The sequence below is a fragment of the Paenibacillus glycanilyticus NBRC 16618 genome (assembly GCF_004000805.1).
GTDB classification, from domain to species: domain Bacteria; phylum Bacillota; class Bacilli; order Paenibacillales; family Paenibacillaceae; genus Pristimantibacillus; species Pristimantibacillus glycanilyticus.
Genome location: NZ_BILY01000008.1, coordinates 70,965 through 89,154 on the forward strand (window position 1 = coordinate 70,965; position 18,190 = coordinate 89,154).

Consider the following 18,190-nt stretch of genomic DNA (forward strand, 5'->3'; position numbering starts at 1 on the left):
AACGGTTTGGCGACTTTAGGAATGCCACTTTACCGACTTTTTTCACACAAAAAAACCTCACTGCCAACAATGCTTTGTTCATCCAATCATGAACGCTTGCACTGTCAGACAAGTGAGGATATTACCCGTTGCCATATTGATTCCTGTACTCCGATGGCCCGATGCCGGCGTACTTCTTGAATATCTTCGCAAAATGCGAAAAATTCGTGTATCCGACAGAAGCAGCGATGGTGCTGATGGGAACCGAGGTTTGGGACAGCATTTCTTTCGCTGCCCGTATTCTTTCCAGCAGAATATAATCCGAAACCGAATGGCCGGTCTCCTTCTTGAACATGCGGGACAAATAATCGGGATTCAAGAATACCTGCTCTGCAATGGTCTCGCGCGACAAGTCCTGATCCATATTGATTGCGATGTATCGTCTTACTGTCTCAACCACCGAGTCGCTTTCCTTGACGGCCTCCGCTTGATGCATAGCCTTATTCACCGCGTAATGCACCCAAGCCAGCATATCCGTGACGGACCTGTCTGCCGAATCGGACAACCTCTGTGACTCCTGATCGCCAAACAATTGATGCGCCTGCACTCCTCTGGCATGCAAAAAGGAATATAAGCCTTGCAGGAAGTCCTGATGAAAGCGATGAAGATTATCCGCATTCATCTCTTGCTTACAAACAAGCTCGTCAATCAGCTTGCAGGCTTCTTGTATGACATCTTCTTTTTTTCCGTTCTTGAGCAGGAAGGACAAGCTGCTCAGACTTGGAATCAGCCCCGGCGGGGCAGCGGAGGTTTTAAAGAAGCCGTAAGGGAACACCTGATTATGGAAAGCTACATTATTACGGTCACTCAATCGCTGTTTTCCCACCATATCCGCAATCTCGAACGTCTTTGCAGGCTGCCCGAGATAACAGGATATTTCGCAATAAAAATAACGATTGCAGCAATCGATATACTCCCGGCAAGCTTGCATGAGACGTTCTTCATCCCATTCCGCAGCTTGATTACCGGCCAATATGATTAGAAGCTCTCCTCGTTCTAAGGGAAAGCATATACCGTTCCCATGGTTTCCGATGATCATTTCCTCGGCTGAATTTTTGAGCGCATACTCCATAATTTTTTCGTCCCTGCGTTTCAGCTCTTTTTTCCATCGCTGTACGGTTATGAGAACAGGCAAGAACATCGAGTTTTCTCCGATGGGAAGATGCTGAAGCTCAACCTGCCTGCGAATAGCATCGGGATGACTAGGTATGGACTGATGGATGAGATCAAGCCAGAATCGCTCGATAATCAAGGAATGATGGCTTAACCATAACTGATGAAATTCACTATTTCTGCTCATTTCGCTATTCCGGTCGATTACCCCTTGAGCTTTACGGATCGCTGCCTCCAAATCGTCTACTAGAACGGGCTTCAGAAGATAATCGACGCTTCCCAGTTGCATGGCTTCCTTCGCATATTTAAAATCAGCATGACTCGTCAGAAATATCGTCGCAGTATTCGGATACTCCTCCCGAACCCAGGATAGCAGCTCGAGGCCGCTCCCTTGCGGCATCTCGATATCGCAAAGCAAGATGTCGACAGCTTCTTCGCTGAACACCTGCTTCGCCTGTTTCATGCTATAGGCTGTGAACAGCTTTGAGATTCCCAGCTTGTCTAAAGCAAGGTCAGATTTTACGCCTTCGATCGCATGAATTTCATCATCAACAAGGAGAAGTTGATAGCTCATTGGTACCCTCCAGTTCCGCATCCGTTGGCAAGAGAATTTCGATGACAGCTCCGCCCGAATCCTTGTCATTCGAATAGCTAACGGTTACTTCATTGTTATACATCAGCCTTAACCTTCGCTGGACATTCCAAATTCCGGTATGCTCCCCTTGCCCGTTCTCAACGCTTCTGCCGGCTTGCAGCTCCTCTAGAACCTCTTGATTAAACCCGGGTCCGGTGTCTGCTATACGAATTCGGATATGGGAACCGCTGTCTTCATCGTCAAACCGAATCGTAACCGTAATATCCAAACGATCCTCCATGGTAACGGCGTGTTTAATTGAATTCTCGACAAAAGATTGTATAACGAGCGGCGGTATAGGCACATCCGATAAATATTCCGGCGAGTTAATGCTCCACTTCAGCCGATCCGGGAAACGCAGATTCTGAATGCGAAGGTAATTGCGGGTATGCTCGAGCTCGTCCTTCAGCTTAACAAGCGACGTATTGCTCCTGAACATAAAGCGGAAATAACGAATCAAAGACATGGTCATTTCTAGTACCAGCTCATAATTTTTGACCTTGGCCAAGTTGTAGACGATATTCAAAGCATTCAAGAAGAAATGAGGATTGACCTGAAGCTGAAGCCGCTGCAATTCCTCACGCTGTTTATTCAATTGTTCTTCGTATACGTTAACGCGAAGCTCTTCAATCTCCGTCATCATGGAGTTAAACGATTCTCCCAGCTGTTTAAATTCGTCGGAGGAATCCTCAAGAGACACCCGGCTTCCCCAATTGCCTATTCTTACTTTTTTCATCGTAAGAAGCAGCCGGTTCATTGGAACAAAGATGGACTTTCTAATAAAGTAAAATCCTAAAGGCACAAACAATAAGGAAGCTGTCGTAATGAACCATACAATGGACTGCAGATAAGGAAGATTGGCTAATATATGCTGATCGGGAATAAGGGCGAGCAGATTAAACTCCCCTTTGGTTGAAGGAGCGCCTATAACAAGAAACTTCTTGTTGGAACCGGTCAAATAGTACCCGCTTTTCTCTTTATTTAAATCAATGTCATATTGGTTTACTAGATTCGAATCCGTAATGGGCTTGCCTTGTTTATTGGTTAGAAGCACTCCCCCTCCCTCTCCAATCTTGAGTGAGTGAAGCGGACTTAACAGCTGATCATTCTTCACCCAGCTGCCCATATAAACATTCTCAACCTTGACGATAGTGATCAAATAATCCTCTTGTCCAATCCGGTAATATTGCCACCTTTTTTTCGGAGGAATTTCCGCAACTTTCCCCGATTGAATTAACCCAACAACGTAGTTGTGAACGAGGTCCTTTTCCTCATAGGAAAGATTCCTTTGGGATACATCCATATATTCATCCCGATCTCCGACATAGACAAAAAAAGAACCTAACGACGGAAATAGGGAAATATCTTTAATGAGCTTGTTATATAGATAAACCTTCGAGCTATAGTAGTCCGATTCGGTAGAAGCGTAACCAAGCGAAATTAAATCATAATTTCCAATACTGGTCATGGTATTCATATACGACTCTATATCGCCTAGGCCATCGTCGATCTGGTTCATATAGAGCGTCAGCATATTATTATAAGAATCAGCGACTTGTCCGCGGACAACCTTAATCGCATAGAAGTTATTGTATAGCAGCATACCCACAAGCGGGATGGTCATGAACAACACGCTTAGGATCAACTTAACCCGCAATGAGCTATGCCAGGGAAACCGCTTGTGAATGTTCATGATCTATACTCCTCCGATTGTCTCATAGATAGGCTGCCATTATGCTTCATCTTCTCATAGAAGAGAAGAAAGTCCAAGCGCCACAACCCATGGCGGGCGTGGCGTTTAGACTAGATTCTAGTTATAGAATAGACGTTATACGATCAGTTCATTTGTCCTGGCGATATTCCCGTAATGAATAGCGCTTGGCTTTGGCAAACGTTCCTGTGTCGAGCGGTCTACCGCGATGAGCCCAAAACGCTTAGAGAAGCCTAATTGCCATTCAAAATTATCAATCAGCGACCAATGCATATACCCCTTTACTGGGATTTCATCCGTTACACAGGCATATACGCCCTCCAAGGCCCGGTTGATATAAGCTTTCCGCCGTTCATCGTTATCCGTAGCAATGCCGTTCTCCGTAATGATAATGGGTTTATTCGTAGCTTTGAATACATACCGGACAACGGCCTCCAGACCCTCCGGATAAAATTCGTTGCCCATCTGCGTTTTCTCTGCCCCCTCCGGAGGCGCGAGATACCCTTCTGGTCCGTAAATCGCTCGTGTATAATTTTGTAATCCAAAGAAATCATCTTCCTCGAAATAAGGAAGGAATTGCAGAAATTCTTCATGCAATGCATTTGCCGCGTTCTCTTCACCGCCGGGCTGAGCTTGAATGTCATACAGTGACATGGTTATCCCGATTTGAGTATGCGGACTTACCCGGCGTATAGCAGCTCTTGCCTCGACATGAGCCCGGAAAATGTTTGCTAACCCCGCTTCCGTTCGAGCCATTAAGAAGCTATGAACTTCTTGAGCAGGCAAGCCAAAGGCTTTTGTTAATTCTGCGTTGTAAGTTTCCATCTTGGCCATGAATTGTGTATTGATGCCTACCTGCGCATTGGCGCTGGATTGATATCTTTTCATGATTTTTGCAATGCCAATGGAGATATTGGCCTCGTTAATGGTACAAACATAAGGGATATGCTCCCCTAGTTCCCCCATAACCCGTTCGCAATAGCGGGCGAATCGCGCCGGCGTATCCGGCGATTCCCATCCTCCGGCACGAATCAGCCATTGCGGAGAGGTAAAGTGATGCAGAGTAACGATCGGCATTATCCCATGCTCTGAGCAAGCAGCCAAGACGTCACGGTAATGCATGATTGCCGCCTCATTAAAAACTCCCTCCTCCGGTTCAATCCTGGCCCACTCAATGGAGAAACGGTAAGCGTTTAATCCGAGCTTTGCCAGCAGTGCAATGTCATCCCGATAGAGACGGTAATGATCAACTGCATCGCCTGATTTTTCGTTAAATGTAGATCCTTCCAAATGCTCCATCAACCAAAAATCGGAATTCGTATTATTGCCCTCTACTTGATGAGCCGCTGTCGAGGCACCCCAATAAAAGTTTTCAGGAAATTGAAGTTTCATCTTGTACCTCCGTTAAATTATTGATTTGAAGCCGCCCATGCATCCAGTTGCTTTTGTTTCTCGGCGATAACTTTTTCAATTCCTGCTGTCTTCAGCTTTGCAATAAACTCAGGCAGTTTATCTTGGGAATCTACCGTTCCCGTCTCGAGCACCTTCCGGTATTGGTCCATCACGTTATTCAGCGCCGTAATCTCGTTTTTAACAGGCTCCGTGTTGAACACAAATCCCAATGCTTTGGACTTCTTGGCCGATGCATTGTATTCTTTCACAAGATTTCCGATGTTCGGATCGTCATTTATTGAGGCATAAGCTGCATAGGGATTGCCCGCTACCCAGTTCTGCATGGTGTAACCAACGTTGGAAGCATTAATGCCTTCCGGATAATCAGCCTGATTGTCTCCAACTTTCACATAATGTTTGCCTTCAATGCCCCAGACCAATAAATTCGCGACTTCCGGATCTGTATACATCAGATTAATCAGCATCATAGCGCGCTCCGGATTCTCGGACTGCTGGGCAATCGTCCATAATCCAAGCAGCAAATCATTAGTCGTTGAGTATGCATCAGGCATCAGCTCGGCCATTACCATTTCCTTGCCTGTCAGTCGTTGATCTGCGGCCAAGATGCCTGGTTTGCCCATAGCAATGTAAGAGAAAGCTTTGTCCGCTTTCATAAGATCCGTGACGGTCGTTTGCGTGGTTGCGGCATCCTTGTTTATATAGCCAGCCTTGTACCAGCCCCGAACCAGGTTCAATAAATCTGCGTATTCTTGCGATTCGTAGAGATTGACTACCTTTAATCCGTTATCAAAACCAGGCAGTACGCCAAAGCCGTCCCCAAGCCGGTCATAATTTCTCATGTATTCGACGGGAGTAGTAAGACCTGCCGCCAATGGGGAAACTCCAGGTTCTTTTTCTTTGATTGTTTTAAATACAGCGTCCAGGTCGGCTACGGATTTTATGGAAGAAATATCGATATTATATTTCTCTACCAGGTCTTTCCTCATAAAGATTGCCGTCTTGCTGGAAAACGGATTGTTAATCGGTACCCCATACGTCTTTCCGTTGATCATGGCACCTTTCATGTAATCCGCGCCTATAACGTCTGCTGCACCCTGGCCATATTTTCCTATCAGTTCGTCTATCGGCAATACTTTGCCGGTTGTTGCCATGCTGGAGTAGAAACCGCCGGCACCAAAGGCGAAGGCCAAATCCAGCTTCTCGCCGCTGGACATCATCAGGTTCATCTGCTGACCGTAAGCACCAATGCTGATAGGGAGGATTTTCACCGTCGTGTTAATTTTCGCTTGCGTAATTTTGTTAAGCTCCGCTTCAACGGCCTGCATATCAGGCGGCATCGCTCCGAATATCGGCAGTGCCATCGTAAGCTCGTAAGGCTTCTTTATCGCTTCTTGAAACGCGGCATTGGGATCTTCTGCCGTTTGACCTGTGCTTTGCGAAGGTTCTGTTGAAGAATTGCCGTTGCTTGTGCTGCTGTTGTTGTTTGAGGAACAAGCGGCTAGCATGATCGTAATTAGACCCGCGACTAGCATTAGGCTGACATACTTCATTTTCCCTTTCATGTTCTTCCCCCCGTAGGTTTGTTTAACTTACATCTCTACTATATCTTTCGTCTTTCTTCTCCACTAACACTTTGCCGACCACTTCGGTAACGCTTTCACGACTTCCGCATGTCAGCCGCCTGATGATGCGGATTCGGCCATTAAGGCATATAGATTAACAGGTTTATCCTCCATCGGACAATAGTCAAAGTAGTCAAACCGGGCTGGCGTTAATGAAGCCTTTCCGTTTCCTGTCGCATACATCGCTAGATATACACCGGTAAATCCGCCGGCGACTTCCGTCGTAAGAAACATGGTTTCACCTTTACCCAGCGGAAGAGAGTTTTCATCTTCCCCTTTGTATGTGAAATAGTAGAACCTTTCATCCGCCTTAATGCCTAAGACGATACTGGGCTCATTATACTCTGCTTCCGCCTCTACTTGCACCATACTTCCTATACGACGGCGAAGCAGGATAACCGATCTCCCGTTCCGGATCGTTCTTGCTATCTCGTAATGAAAGTGTTCGTTCATAAATACGGTAAGTCCAGCTTCCTCCCCTTCCTCCAAGGGCAGGAATTCCAACCGTGCTTCGATCTCGCAGTTCTTATGCTGCTGTCTGCGTCCCAGGAATGCCGGCGACTCCTTGTCATTTAAGGAAGCTGCTTGTCCTCTCAGCGTTAGTGAGCCGGGACGTTCTGTCAACGACCAGGAACCGGGAACAGGATTACGATAGAAATTCCATGCGGCAGATAAGGTTCCGGAATTAAAATCCTCCCGATAATCCAGCTCCAGCGGCTCGTCTAGGGATAGTCCCATGGCCTCATGCTCGACTTCCGCAAACCCGTTATTTCCAAATACAGGCCAGCCGTCTTCATTCCAATAGACAGGTACCAGATTCGTCTCGCGTCCCAAATGGTGACGCTTTGAATTCCCGATTGGACGAACTCCCAGAAACACAGACCACCAGCTTCCGTCCACAGCTTGTACGAGATCTGCGTGCCCTGTCGCTTGAATAGGTCTAGAGGTGCTGCGATTCGAGAGAACCGGATTATTAGGATTACTATCAAATGGACCGAATGGGGACGTACTCCGCGCAATCGTCACCATATGTCCATATTGCGTACCCCCTTCGGCAGCCAGTAAATAGTACAGCCCGTTTACCTTATACAAATGCGGACCTTCCGGGTCGCTTCCTCCGGTACCTTCCCAAATCAATTGCCTGCCGCTCAACGGCAGCCCCGAATCGATATCCAGTTCAGCCTGATAAAGCCCGCCGCGTTCCCCTTGATGATTCGAAGTACCCGTAATATACACTTTGCCGTCATCGTCAAAAAACAACGATGGATCCACCCCGCCCCATCCTTCAATGTAGACCGGTTCGGACCATGGGCCTTCAGGTCGCTCCGCCCAGACAAAAAAGGATTTATATAACGTTATATTTGTTGTAATCATATAAAACCGGCCATTGTTAAACCGGATGGTAGGCGCAAAAATCCCTTGAGACCATCCGGGAGGAATTTGTCTGTCCAGCGGAAGCTGGCTTTCCCGGGTTAACACATGTCCCAGCTGTCGCCAATTCACCAAGTCTTTGCTGTGAAAGATCGGCACGCCGGGAAAATATTCAAACGAGCTTGTTACCAGATAATAGTCTTCTCCAACCCGGCATACGCTTGGATCGGGATGAAATCCCGGAATAATCGGATTTTTATAGTTCATGGTTATGCCCCCTCATCGTATCACCCTTTTACCGCGCCAATCATAATGCCTTTCACAAAGTACTGTTGGAAGAACGGATACGCGATCAGGATTGGTAATGCTCCGATAACCGCCATCGCCATTTTCACCGAATCCGTAGGCATTTTTTGCAAGGCGTCGCCTGAGCTGGAAGCCATGTTGCTCTGTAGAAACTGAATGTCCTGCATGATCCGGTTAAGCAGGTTCTGAACACTGAACAGGTCCGGATTCGTAATGTAGACCATACCGTTCTGCCAATCATTCCAGTACATGATTGCCGTGAACATACCGATTGTCGCAAGTACAGGTGTGGAAAGCGGAGCAACGATAGACCATAAGGTCCGATATTCGCTTGCCCCGTCCATCTGTGCCGATTCGATCAAGGCAGGAGGAATAGTGGTCTTAAAGAACGTCCTCATCATCATAATGTAATAACCGTTAGTGAGCAGCCCCGGCAGAATCAAAGCCCAAATGCTGTTCTTGATGTGAAAAATTTGAGTATACACCAGATAAGACGGCACTAATCCTCCGTGAAACAGCATCGTGAAAAAGATAAGAAACATAATTAAATTACGATGAGGCGTTACGCTTCTAGAGAGCGGATACGCCAGAAGGGTTGAAACAGCCAGCCCCAGCACCGTTCCGACCACCGTAACAAAGACGGTAACGCCATAGGAACGTCCAATTTCTGCCCCTCTTGAAATCAGATAATCATAAGCATCCGTGCTAAAAACTTGGGGAATAAACGAATAACCATGGGCCACAATCGTATCCTGATCTGTAAAGGATGCGGAGATAAGCAGCACAAAAGGAACAAGACAAGCTGCCGCGAACAGGAACATCGTAATATGGCTAAACCAGCTTAAACTTCTGCTTTCCTTCAACATAACCGCCTCCTTAGAACAATGCGTTGTCTTTGCTGTATCGTCTTACTGCGTAGTTCGCTAGAATAACCAGTACGAAACCAACGATAGATTGATAAACACCTGCTGCCGTAGACATTCCGATATCCCCGGAGCCTGTTAGTCCTCGGAATACATAAGTGTCAATGGTGGACGTTGTCTCGAACAAGGATCCCGAGTTAAGCGGTACTTGATAGAACAGACCGAAATCGGAATAGAAGATACGTCCGACATTCAGCAGCGTAAGCATAACGATGACGGGCGTCAGCATAGGCAGGGTAATCTGGGTAATTTGTTTCCAGCGGCTTGCCCCGTCTAATCTCGCAGCCTCGTAATATTCCTCGTCAATGCCAACCAATGCCGCGAAGAACACGATGCTGGAATAACCGACGCTTTTCCAGAAGTACACGAGAGTCAGAATTACCGGCCAGTATTCCGCCTCTGTATACCACGATATTCCTTCTTCGATTCCTAACCATGGCAGAAGTGTCCGGTTAATAAACCCGGTTTCCGAGCTTAACATCGCAAAGACCAGATAGCTGACGATAACCATTGAAATCAGATGGGGCAGCGTAATAATAGCCTGATAGGTTTTCAAGATCCCCTTCTTCTTAATCTCGTTCAGCAGAATGGCAGTCGCTAGAGACAACACGGTACCAAACGCAATGAATACGACATTATAGAGAATCGTATTTCTAGTAATGATATAAGCGTCCGAGGTTTTGAAGAGGTATTCGAAATTTGAAAGCCCTACCCAATCGCTATGCAGAATACCTTTCGCGAAATTAACGTCCTTGAATGCGATTACGATTCCCAGCATCGGAAGATAGTTATTGAACAGCACATACAATAGCCCGGGGACCATCATGATCAATAACGGGGCATACCTCCGATAATACGTTCTCTTTCTTTTCCCTTTAGGCACGGCTTGCACAGCGGTAACTGTTGCGGATTGTTCCATAGCCAAAATCCCTTCCCTCTATTCTTTACTGTGACCTAACCTCATCATAAGAGAATGGCGTTTCCGCAACTAACGCTAAGACGACTTTTTCAATATCGTTTTGACGACATTTTTGGATGTCGATGTTATAAAAAAAGAGATGCTGTTTCACTCAGCACCTCTTCATTCGCCCAAAGCTATTGAAATGTGATTTTCTTAACCGTAACTGGTCCGATAAGTCCGCTAGGCTCCTGCTGCGCAAAGGACGACAAGAAGTCGCGTTGATCCTTTGCAAGCGTATTTGTTACTTCAATGACAAGCTTATTGACGCCCTTTTTCAGCAGGCCGCTGATCTCGAGGCGGTAAGGAGGACAGATGCGGACGCCGGCCTGCTCACCGTTTAACCATACTTCTGCCGTTTCGTATACCTCTCCCAGTTCGAGGATAACCTGCTCCGACGCTTCGTTCCATTCAAATTCCATTTCATACCGGAATGTGCCGCTAAACCGCGGCAAATAATCCGGCCTGCTCATATTCGATAATGCCGCGAGTTTGCCCCATTCCTTGAAGCTAGGGTAATGCTCGGCTTCAGCGATCGAAACGCTCCATTCTCCCGTCAATTCGAATCCCGCTCCAACGGTATACGATGGCAGCGCGGTACATAGGTCAAGATCCTTTCCGTGCAGGAGAACAACCGATTCGTACGGAGAAAGGACCAGCTGTACCGTTTTTAAATCGCCGTTCCTTCCTATTGCCTCTACCTTGCTCAACCGATTCAGGTAGGCATCGTAAGCATAGACCTCCCCTTGGATCGAGACGGGCAAATCAAGCTTCGTATCCAGCGTTTGATACGGGTGTTCGTTAAAGAACATCCATACATCCAAGCCCTCATGTTTATATTGATAGTTTCTTAGATACGGCTGGTATTGATCAGCTCTAACTTCATAATAACCGCTTGCCGTAAGCTCCTGAGCAAGGTTGTCCAAAGCTACCCGCTTCACCTTCGGATGATGGGCAAGAGTAAATAATTCATCTAAAGCATCCAATCCCTCGCTTGCTCTTGCAGGCAAATCTTCGATAAAGAAGATCTCCAGACCTTGCTCTACGTATTGCACTAGGCTACGAATGATTGCCGCCGGAAGTGCCTCCGCGTAAGGTACGAGCAGGCATTGGTAATCTTCTTGATGAACAACCAGCCTATTGTCCTTTATGCTGGCCGATTCCAGTAGAACATCGATAGGTAGAATATCGCAGTCGATCTGATGCTGCATCAATACCTTTGCCGGTTTATGAAAATACATCGCTTTCCCGGACCACTCTGCTTCAGCATGATACATGACAGCGGCGGTCGCTACATGTCTTCCGCCTGAAATCAAGTGACTCATCCGATTCATATAGTGGTTCAAATGCTTATAGTACCGGTATTGCGGATTTTTTCCGTCAGCATACATATGCGGCGGGCAATCCGGTTCCGGGAACGCTTTTTGCGTAAAGGCATGCGGTACAAAGTAGTTCACGCCGCGAACCAGCATATGGTCGGTCAGCCACTTCATCAGCTTCAGACCTTCCGTCCAGCCATAAGCGCCGTACACTTCGCACATGGTCCTGCCTTGTTTTTTCGGGTCAATATGAGCAAGTGATACTCCTAACTTAGCTAAGCCATAATGAAAAAACTCGCTGTCTGCTTCACCCGACGTATTGCGGAAGCTTAATTCGTCGAAACCGGGAACGATCTGCCATAGCACGACATCAAGCCCCGACATGTCCTGCCCCCAGAGCGAACGGAAGAAATGCCCCGGACCTGGTCCAAGTCTGGCATGAACATTGTTATCCTCAAGGACATGCCCGATATATTCGACTCCCCTGGCTCTGCACCAATCCCCGATCTGGCTGCAGAAGTTATCCGCGTACAGCTTGCTGACGATATTCATATACGCATAGCGAACAACATTAAATTGTTCTTCCGCCTCCTCCTGCCAGAGAAGATACAGCTGCTTGCGGTATTCTCCCCCAAGTGCTTGCTCCAGCAGATCCGGCATATCGCTGCTCCACGGAAGCGGCACTCCCTTTTTACCTGGTCTCGATTGGAAATCAAAGGTCGTTTTATCGTTATAGAATCCTGGTTCATCGGAGAAAAATCCCGCAAAGGCGCTGCCGAAATCCGCTTTGTAGCGTTCATAGACGGCTTCATACACCGTATCGATCAGAATGCGGACGGAATCCCGAATCAGCGGGTTCAGGTAATCTTCTTGCGCGGCACTTCCCCCATCCTTGCTCTCCGAAATAACGAATATCCGCCAATACCCTTCCGGGATATCCCAATACAGGATGCCGTCCGTGATATGTTCGGTAAGATCTATACACTCGCTAAGCAAGGAGCCATCGGAAGAATTCCGGCGTACCGCCGTAACCGAAACGAGCTTATTTTTGCCCTTGGCATACTCTAACGTGGAAAAAGTCGGCCGAAGTCCATTCGTCAGCAGCGTGTCCAGCAAGAGGGAAGTACCCTTCGCCGGACCAACCGTATCGATATAACGTTCGGCCAGGAACTTGCGATGCAGCTCTTCCGGTGCCTGCTTGACCTTGCCTGCCGCATGCCCCGTCGGGAAATGATCGTCATCCAGCAGCCATACCTTCATGCCGCGATGTCTTGCCTCATCCATTATGACATCCAAATCCGACCACCACTTCGGACCAAGAAAATCCGGATGCGGCCGGGCTTCAACACAGACGGCGCCGATTCCCGCTTCATGCACGCGAGCCATCTCCTCCCGAATCCTGTGCTCCTCTTCCCCATGCTGCCAGAGAAATGGAAGAATATAATTTTGTTCCCGGCCTTCAAGTACTTCCTTAAGACGATTAGCCATGATTGCCTCCTGTGAGCTTTACTAAAAAATCCGCCCGTTTTGGACTCGGGTACGGGTCGATACGGGCGGATATCCATAGAGATTATTGATTAACTTTCTTGTACCACTCTCTTGCGCGCTTCGTCACTTCTTCACCGCCGGATTTGTTCCACTTCTCAACAAACTCGTCAAACTTGCTGATCGGATACTCCCCGATAATAATTTTGGTTGCATATTCCGCATACAACGTGCGGTTGTTGATATCCGGGAAGCCGTCGTAAATGCTTGCGGGCAGTCCGTCGCCAGCGATTGGTTTGGCATACTTCTGAGCTTCCTGCATGTTGCGGGTAACTTGGTCAATCTCCCACTTATTGTCTTCAGATGCGGTACTGTTAAGGAGATCGATGGTCATATCCAGTGTCGATATGCTTGTCGCAGGATTAATAATTTGATTCTCTTGCGTGCTCTTGTCATCCGGCAGCTTGATCGCTTTGCCGTCTTGCATCGTGTAGTGCATGCCTTCCACGCCCAGGAACAAATCTTTCCAATTCTTTTTATCGTACGCGTTATTAAGCAGCTTCAACGTAGCCATCAGCTTTTCCTGATCTTTATTGTTCTTGACGACCCATTGCGGGCTCGCGATTTTCTTCATCGTATAGAAGCCTTTATAGCCCGGAACCTCCGGAAGAGGGAGAACGGAATACTCCGCTTTAACGCCTGTGCTCTTATACAGATTCTCGAACACCAAATTTCCTTGCTCGACCCAGTGGAAATAGTTCCCTACTCGATTCGACTGGATTTTGCCTTCCCACTTATCCTTCGTATTAAGCAGCGATTCCTTGTCGATCAAGCCTTCCTTATACAGCTTAGCGATAAACTCCAGTGAAGCTTTCATATTTGGCGTTACCGCGGAATAAGTCAGCTGACCATCGTAAATATCCCAGTCCGGATAACCTTCAAACATCGCTACGCCGTACATGGCAAACAAATGATCCATCCAGCGGGCTTGTTCCCGGCCTCCTGTTGGGATTTCATCCTTTTGGCCGTTACCGTTCGGATCCTTGTCGCGGAATGCTTCAAGCACCTTTACGTATTCATCCTGCGTCTTAGGCATCGGCAAACCTAGCTTATCCAGCCAATCCTGACGAATCATGCTGCCATAACGTCCGTATTGCACCACATTTGGGATATAATAGATTCTGCCTTGACCGGTCGGGTCGTTCGCCTTGACCACATTCCAGATCTCTTCCGGAATCGCTGACATCACATTAGGCGCGTATTTAGGCAGTAAATCCGTCAAATCCGCAATTGCGCCGTTTTTGGCAAGATTGTCTTCAATGCCCTGCTGCGGCACGAACAGATCCGGCATTTCGTTAGCGGCGATTTTCAAGTTCAGCTGGTTGAGGTAGTTCGTGCCTCCGTTCCATTCCACATACGGGTTAATGACGCCAACCCCAAGCTTTTCTTTATAAAATTCATACAGCTTGCTGCCCTTGGTAACCGGCTTATAACCGATATTGGTACCCCATACCTCAATATCGACCGTACCATCCGCGCTTTCCGTTTGATTCTTGCCGGCATTCTCGGACGAGTTCTTTGCGTTTCCGCTACAGCCCGTTACGGCCGTAATGGCAAGGACGCCTGCAGCTAACAATAATCCCATTTTCCTAGCTTTCATTTCTTTTCCCCCTTATGTGTATGATGGATATGTTTAAGGCTGACTGCCTATAAACCGGATACGAATCCCTACCCTTTTACTGAGCCAATCATGGCCCCTTTGACGAAATACTTCTGCAGGAAAGGATACACCAGAATAATCGGGACAATCGCAAAAATGACGGTTGCAGCCCGCAAGGTCCGGCTATTATAGTTCAGATCCGCTGTTGATGCGGAGCCTGCCATAATCACGCTGTCATCCGTAATGAACTGGCGGATCTTGATTTGTAGAGGGAACCAGTCCGGATTTTGCAGGAAGAAGAGCGGATGCTGGAACTGATTCCAGAGCAGTACCCCATAGAATAACGCAAGCGTTGCAAGAACGGCCTTGGACAAAGGGAGCACCAGCTGGAACAGCATCCGGAAATATCCGCAGCCTTCCAGGAAAGCGGCTTCCTCCAGCTCCTTGGAAAATTGTTTGAAGAACGTCCGCATGATAATGAGATTAAAGGGATTCAGAATATGCGGTATGATGAGAACCAATGGATTATTATAAAGTCCAATACCCCGGACGGTCAGGAAGTAGGGTACGATTGGCGCTTTAAATATCATGGCGATTACGACGCCGATCATTATCACGCCGCCCCAGCGGAACTCCGACTTCGTCTTTGACAGCGGGTAGGCAAGCAGCGCGGTCATCAGAAGAGCCAACGCTGTTCCGATTACTGTCGTGACCAAGGTCAAGAAGAAAGATCTCCACAAATCGGGACGGTCGATAATATACGCCCAGGAGTCGAAGGTAAATTGCTTCGGCCATAAGGTTACCAGGTTCATGTCCACTGCGCTTTTGGAACTAAGCGAAGTGGAGATGACGGACAGGAGCGGTATGATCGCTATGGCGGACATGAGGATAAGAATGATCGTAATGCCGGAAACAAAAACCTTCTCGCTTCGCGATTCGAACATGTCTACCAGAGCCCCCCATCCGAAACTTTCTTCGACAGCCTGTTAAAGATATAGACCAGGATAAATCCGATAACGGACTGGAATAAGCCAACCGCCGTCGCAAAACTGTACTGTGCCTGCTGAATGCCTGTCCGGAATACGTAAGTATCGAGGATGTCCCCTACGCTATAGGTCATCGGCGTAATGAGGTTGAACACCTGGTCGAAGCCCAGATCCAGGAAATTGCCGATCTCGAGCAGGAACAGCACCAATACGGTAGGAAGCAGCAGCGGGAACGTAATGTGGCGCATTTGCCTGAGCTTGGACGCTCCGTCGATCATGGCCGATTCGTACAGCTGAGGGTCAATGGCGCTGATCGCCGCCATATACACGACGGTTCCCCAACCGGCATCCCTCCATATGGAGGAAATGACATACACGGGACGGAAGTAATCGCTCTCCTGCATCGCCAGCACCGGCTCTTGACCAAACCAGCCAAGGACGATGTTAAACAATCCGCTTAACGAGAAGAAATCAAACACGATGCCGGCTACGATAACCCAAGACAAGAAATGCGGGATATAAAGCGCGGTCTGAATGCCTTTCTTCAGCGCCGATTTGCGAATCTCGTTAATCATCAGCGCCAGCAGAACGGGTATCGGAAAGACCAATACAAGCTTGAGCAATCCGAGCATTAACGTATTCCCGAACACCCGGGCAAAATCCGGATGATGCAGCAGCGTCTCAAAGTGCTTGAAGCCCACCCACGGACTGTCGATAAACCCTTTAAATACCGAGTAATCCTTGAAGGCGATTACAGCGCCGGCCAGCGGAATGTATTTAAATACGACAAGAAAAATAATTCCCGGAATCGCCATGGCATATAGCGGCCAGTAGACCTTCATTCGATGAAATGCAATTGCTTTCAATAGGTTCCCCCCTGTATGTTCGTTGTTGAATTCGCTTACTGAATTCGCTTACATCGTAACTATACAGTCAGGGGTAAGCCTTCTCAATCGGGCTTTTTTAAGGATAAACAAGGTCATTTTTAAGTAAAAACCGGCGATCCGGCTTTCAACTGGCAACCAGATATAGCTATGCGTCGGACAGCCTTTTACGATAATCTCGAGGTTTGTAACCGGTCAATTTCTCAAACATTCTCGCAAAATGCTGCGTATCCGAATAGCCTACCATTTGGCAAATCTCATACACCTTCAAGTCGGTTCGCTCAAGCAGCTCCTTCGCTTTGTTTATCCGTATTTGGGTCAAAAAGTTAACGTAGGTATCCCCCGTCTTTTGCTTGAAATACTGGCTTAAGTAATAAGGACTGATGAAGAAACGCGCGGACAAATCCGCAAGCGTTATCTGTTCGCTGTAATGCTCGGCGACGTATTCCTTAACCTCTGCGATAATATCCTTTTTCTTCGGGATGTTATGCTCTTGCTTGAATACGATAATTTTCCGAATGACCTCAGCCATCCACTCCTCCAGGCTTTCAAGCGTCCGAAACCTGGACATCCCCTCCAGCGACAGGATATGGCGCCCCAGGAAATCATTTTGCTGCAGCTGCTGGAACGACATTTTACGGACGCTGGATAAAAGAATGTTTAAGCACTGCAGTTGAAGATCCGCCGGGCTTATGCCTGCTCTGGCTTCAATCGTCCGGAAAATGTCGCGTATGATGCTTATGCCTTCCTTCTCGTCGAGGTTTTCGAGCGCTGCTTCCAGCTTCGTAATCATCTCCTCGGGAACCGGCTCGCTCCGCCCTGTCAGATGATCAAGTTCAGGATAGGCGATTACTGCGTTTGCGCCCTTGATTACCTTATAGCTAAGCGCATGGCGGGCTTGCTCAAATGACAAGCTGATTCCGGCTGCCCCTTTTTGCACCGTGCCTACTCCAACCGTCATTGACAGCTCGTAATGCTGATAGACCTGCTCCTTCAACCGGTGCAATGAGCTTATCAGGTCCGCATAGCCGATCGAGCGGCTTTGAGACACAATGACCGCAATCTGGGTGCTTGAATAGCGAAACCGGTAAACTCCCCGGTATTTGCCGAGAATCTGGTCAATCTGAAGAAGCACCTGCTGAATAACGGAATCCTTCAAGGTATCCGCGGAGCCATAAAATTCAAGCAGCATGCAGCCAAACCAGGTGCCTGCCGACGGAATCCGCGCTATTTGAAGCAGCTCTTCAATTACTTCCTCGTTCTCGCTGCCGATATCCAGAAGATCGCGCAAGGCATTCTCTTGCATAAGGCTGTGCACCTCTTGCCTTAAATCATCGACTTCCCTGCGCTTCACCCTTTCCTCTTGAATCGCCTTCATCACGGTATACAGACAGTCCCGCAATTCCTCTTCCTCGACCGGCTTATTGATATAGAATTGCACGCCAAGCTGCATCCCTCTCCGGGCATATTCAAAGTCGGCGTAGCCGCTAAGAAGAATGAATTTTGTATGGACGCCAGCCTCCTGCACCATATGGATCATATCGAGACCGTCTGTCTGAGGCATCCGAATATCCGTAATAACAATATCCGGCTTTATTTTCTGAATAAGCTTGAACCCGTCCGCGCCGTTGTAGGCCGTATTAACAATTTCGCATTCCGGGATATAACGGCTTATCATTTTTTTGAGACCGTCCACAATGCCTTTTTCGTCATCCACCAAGATCAACCTCATATCCAACACCGCTCCTTGTCTCTTCGCATCCAGC

General features: G+C 47.8%; 12 protein-coding genes. All 12 read right to left on the minus strand.

All coding sequences use genetic code 11. From position 1 onward, the window contains the following. Positions 1–121: 121 nt before the first annotated feature. A complete protein-coding gene (locus PGL01S_RS08115) occupies positions 122–1,726 on the minus strand; it encodes a response regulator transcription factor (RefSeq protein WP_164775410.1) in 1,605 nt (534 codons plus the stop codon). After that, positions 1,701–3,479 carry a cache domain-containing sensor histidine kinase gene (locus PGL01S_RS08120; RefSeq protein WP_127493304.1) on the minus strand — a complete coding sequence of 593 codons (1,779 nt, stop codon included), beginning with the start codon at positions 3,477–3,479 and terminating at the stop codon, positions 1,701–1,703. The genes PGL01S_RS08115 and PGL01S_RS08120 overlap by 26 nt, the downstream gene beginning before the upstream one ends. A gap of 135 nt (positions 3,480–3,614) precedes the next feature. Further along, complete coding sequence (locus tag PGL01S_RS08125; RefSeq protein WP_127493306.1) at positions 3,615–4,889, minus strand: glycoside hydrolase family 1 protein; 1,275 nt, start codon at positions 4,887–4,889, stop codon at positions 3,615–3,617. A gap of 17 nt (positions 4,890–4,906) precedes the next feature. Beyond that, positions 4,907–6,472, minus strand: a complete 1,566-nt coding sequence (locus tag PGL01S_RS08130) for an ABC transporter substrate-binding protein (RefSeq protein ID WP_127493308.1) — start codon at positions 6,470–6,472, stop codon at positions 4,907–4,909. 111 nt (positions 6,473–6,583) lie between these two features. Further along, positions 6,584–8,170 carry a glycoside hydrolase family 43 protein gene (locus PGL01S_RS08135; RefSeq protein WP_127493310.1) on the minus strand — a complete coding sequence of 529 codons (1,587 nt, stop codon included), beginning with the start codon at positions 8,168–8,170 and terminating at the stop codon, positions 6,584–6,586. 20 nt (positions 8,171–8,190) lie between these two features. Next, on the minus strand, positions 8,191–9,075 hold the full coding sequence (locus tag PGL01S_RS08140) for a carbohydrate ABC transporter permease (RefSeq protein ID WP_127493312.1): 885 nt from the start codon (positions 9,073–9,075) through the stop codon (positions 8,191–8,193). 10 nt (positions 9,076–9,085) lie between these two features. Then, positions 9,086–10,051 carry an ABC transporter permease gene (locus PGL01S_RS08145; protein ID WP_127493315.1) on the minus strand — a complete coding sequence of 322 codons (966 nt, stop codon included), beginning with the start codon at positions 10,049–10,051 and terminating at the stop codon, positions 9,086–9,088. A 176-nt stretch (positions 10,052–10,227) separates the two neighbouring features. Beyond that, the gene (locus PGL01S_RS08150; protein WP_127493318.1) at positions 10,228–12,897 is read right to left on the minus strand and encodes a glycosylhydrolase-like jelly roll fold domain-containing protein; all 2,670 of its coding nucleotides are present in this window, start codon (positions 12,895–12,897) and stop codon (positions 10,228–10,230) included. A gap of 82 nt (positions 12,898–12,979) precedes the next feature. Then, the gene (locus PGL01S_RS08155; RefSeq protein ID WP_127493321.1) at positions 12,980–14,554 is read right to left on the minus strand and encodes a type 2 periplasmic-binding domain-containing protein; all 1,575 of its coding nucleotides are present in this window, start codon (positions 14,552–14,554) and stop codon (positions 12,980–12,982) included. A 68-nt stretch (positions 14,555–14,622) separates the two neighbouring features. After that, positions 14,623–15,498, minus strand: a complete 876-nt coding sequence (locus PGL01S_RS08160) for a carbohydrate ABC transporter permease (protein ID WP_127493323.1) — start codon at positions 15,496–15,498, stop codon at positions 14,623–14,625. Between the two features lie 2 nt (positions 15,499–15,500). After that, a complete protein-coding gene (locus tag PGL01S_RS08165) occupies positions 15,501–16,406 on the minus strand; it encodes an ABC transporter permease (protein ID WP_127493325.1) in 906 nt (301 codons plus the stop codon). Positions 16,407–16,572: 166 nt separating this feature from the next. Next, positions 16,573–18,156, minus strand: a complete 1,584-nt coding sequence (locus PGL01S_RS08170) for a response regulator transcription factor (RefSeq protein WP_127493327.1) — start codon at positions 18,154–18,156, stop codon at positions 16,573–16,575. Positions 18,157–18,190: the final 34 nt, after the last annotated feature.

Coding starts and splice junctions, on each gene's coding strand:
- PGL01S_RS08125 (WP_127493306.1), bottom strand. CDS start 4,889: ATGAAACTTCAATTTCCTGAAAACTTTTATTGGGGTGCCTCGACAGCG.
- PGL01S_RS08135 (WP_127493310.1), bottom strand. CDS start 8,170: ATGAACTATAAAAATCCGATTATTCCGGGATTTCATCCCGATCCAAGC.
- PGL01S_RS08140 (WP_127493312.1), bottom strand. CDS start 9,075: ATGTTGAAGGAAAGCAGAAGTTTAAGCTGGTTTAGCCATATTACGATG.
- PGL01S_RS08160 (WP_127493323.1), bottom strand. CDS start 15,498: ATGTTCGAATCGCGAAGCGAGAAGGTTTTTGTTTCCGGCATTACGATC.
- PGL01S_RS08130 (WP_127493308.1), bottom strand. CDS start 6,472: ATGAAAGGGAAAATGAAGTATGTCAGCCTAATGCTAGTCGCGGGTCTA.
- PGL01S_RS08120 (WP_127493304.1), bottom strand. CDS start 3,479: ATGAACATTCACAAGCGGTTTCCCTGGCATAGCTCATTGCGGGTTAAG.
- PGL01S_RS08155 (WP_127493321.1), bottom strand. CDS start 14,554: ATGAAAGCTAGGAAAATGGGATTATTGTTAGCTGCAGGCGTCCTTGCC.
- PGL01S_RS08145 (WP_127493315.1), bottom strand. CDS start 10,051: ATGGAACAATCCGCAACAGTTACCGCTGTGCAAGCCGTGCCTAAAGGG.
- PGL01S_RS08170 (WP_127493327.1), bottom strand. CDS start 18,156: ATGAGGTTGATCTTGGTGGATGACGAAAAAGGCATTGTGGACGGTCTC.
- PGL01S_RS08115 (WP_164775410.1), bottom strand. CDS start 1,726: ATGAGCTATCAACTTCTCCTTGTTGATGATGAAATTCATGCGATCGAA.
- PGL01S_RS08150 (WP_127493318.1), bottom strand. CDS start 12,897: ATGGCTAATCGTCTTAAGGAAGTACTTGAAGGCCGGGAACAAAATTAT.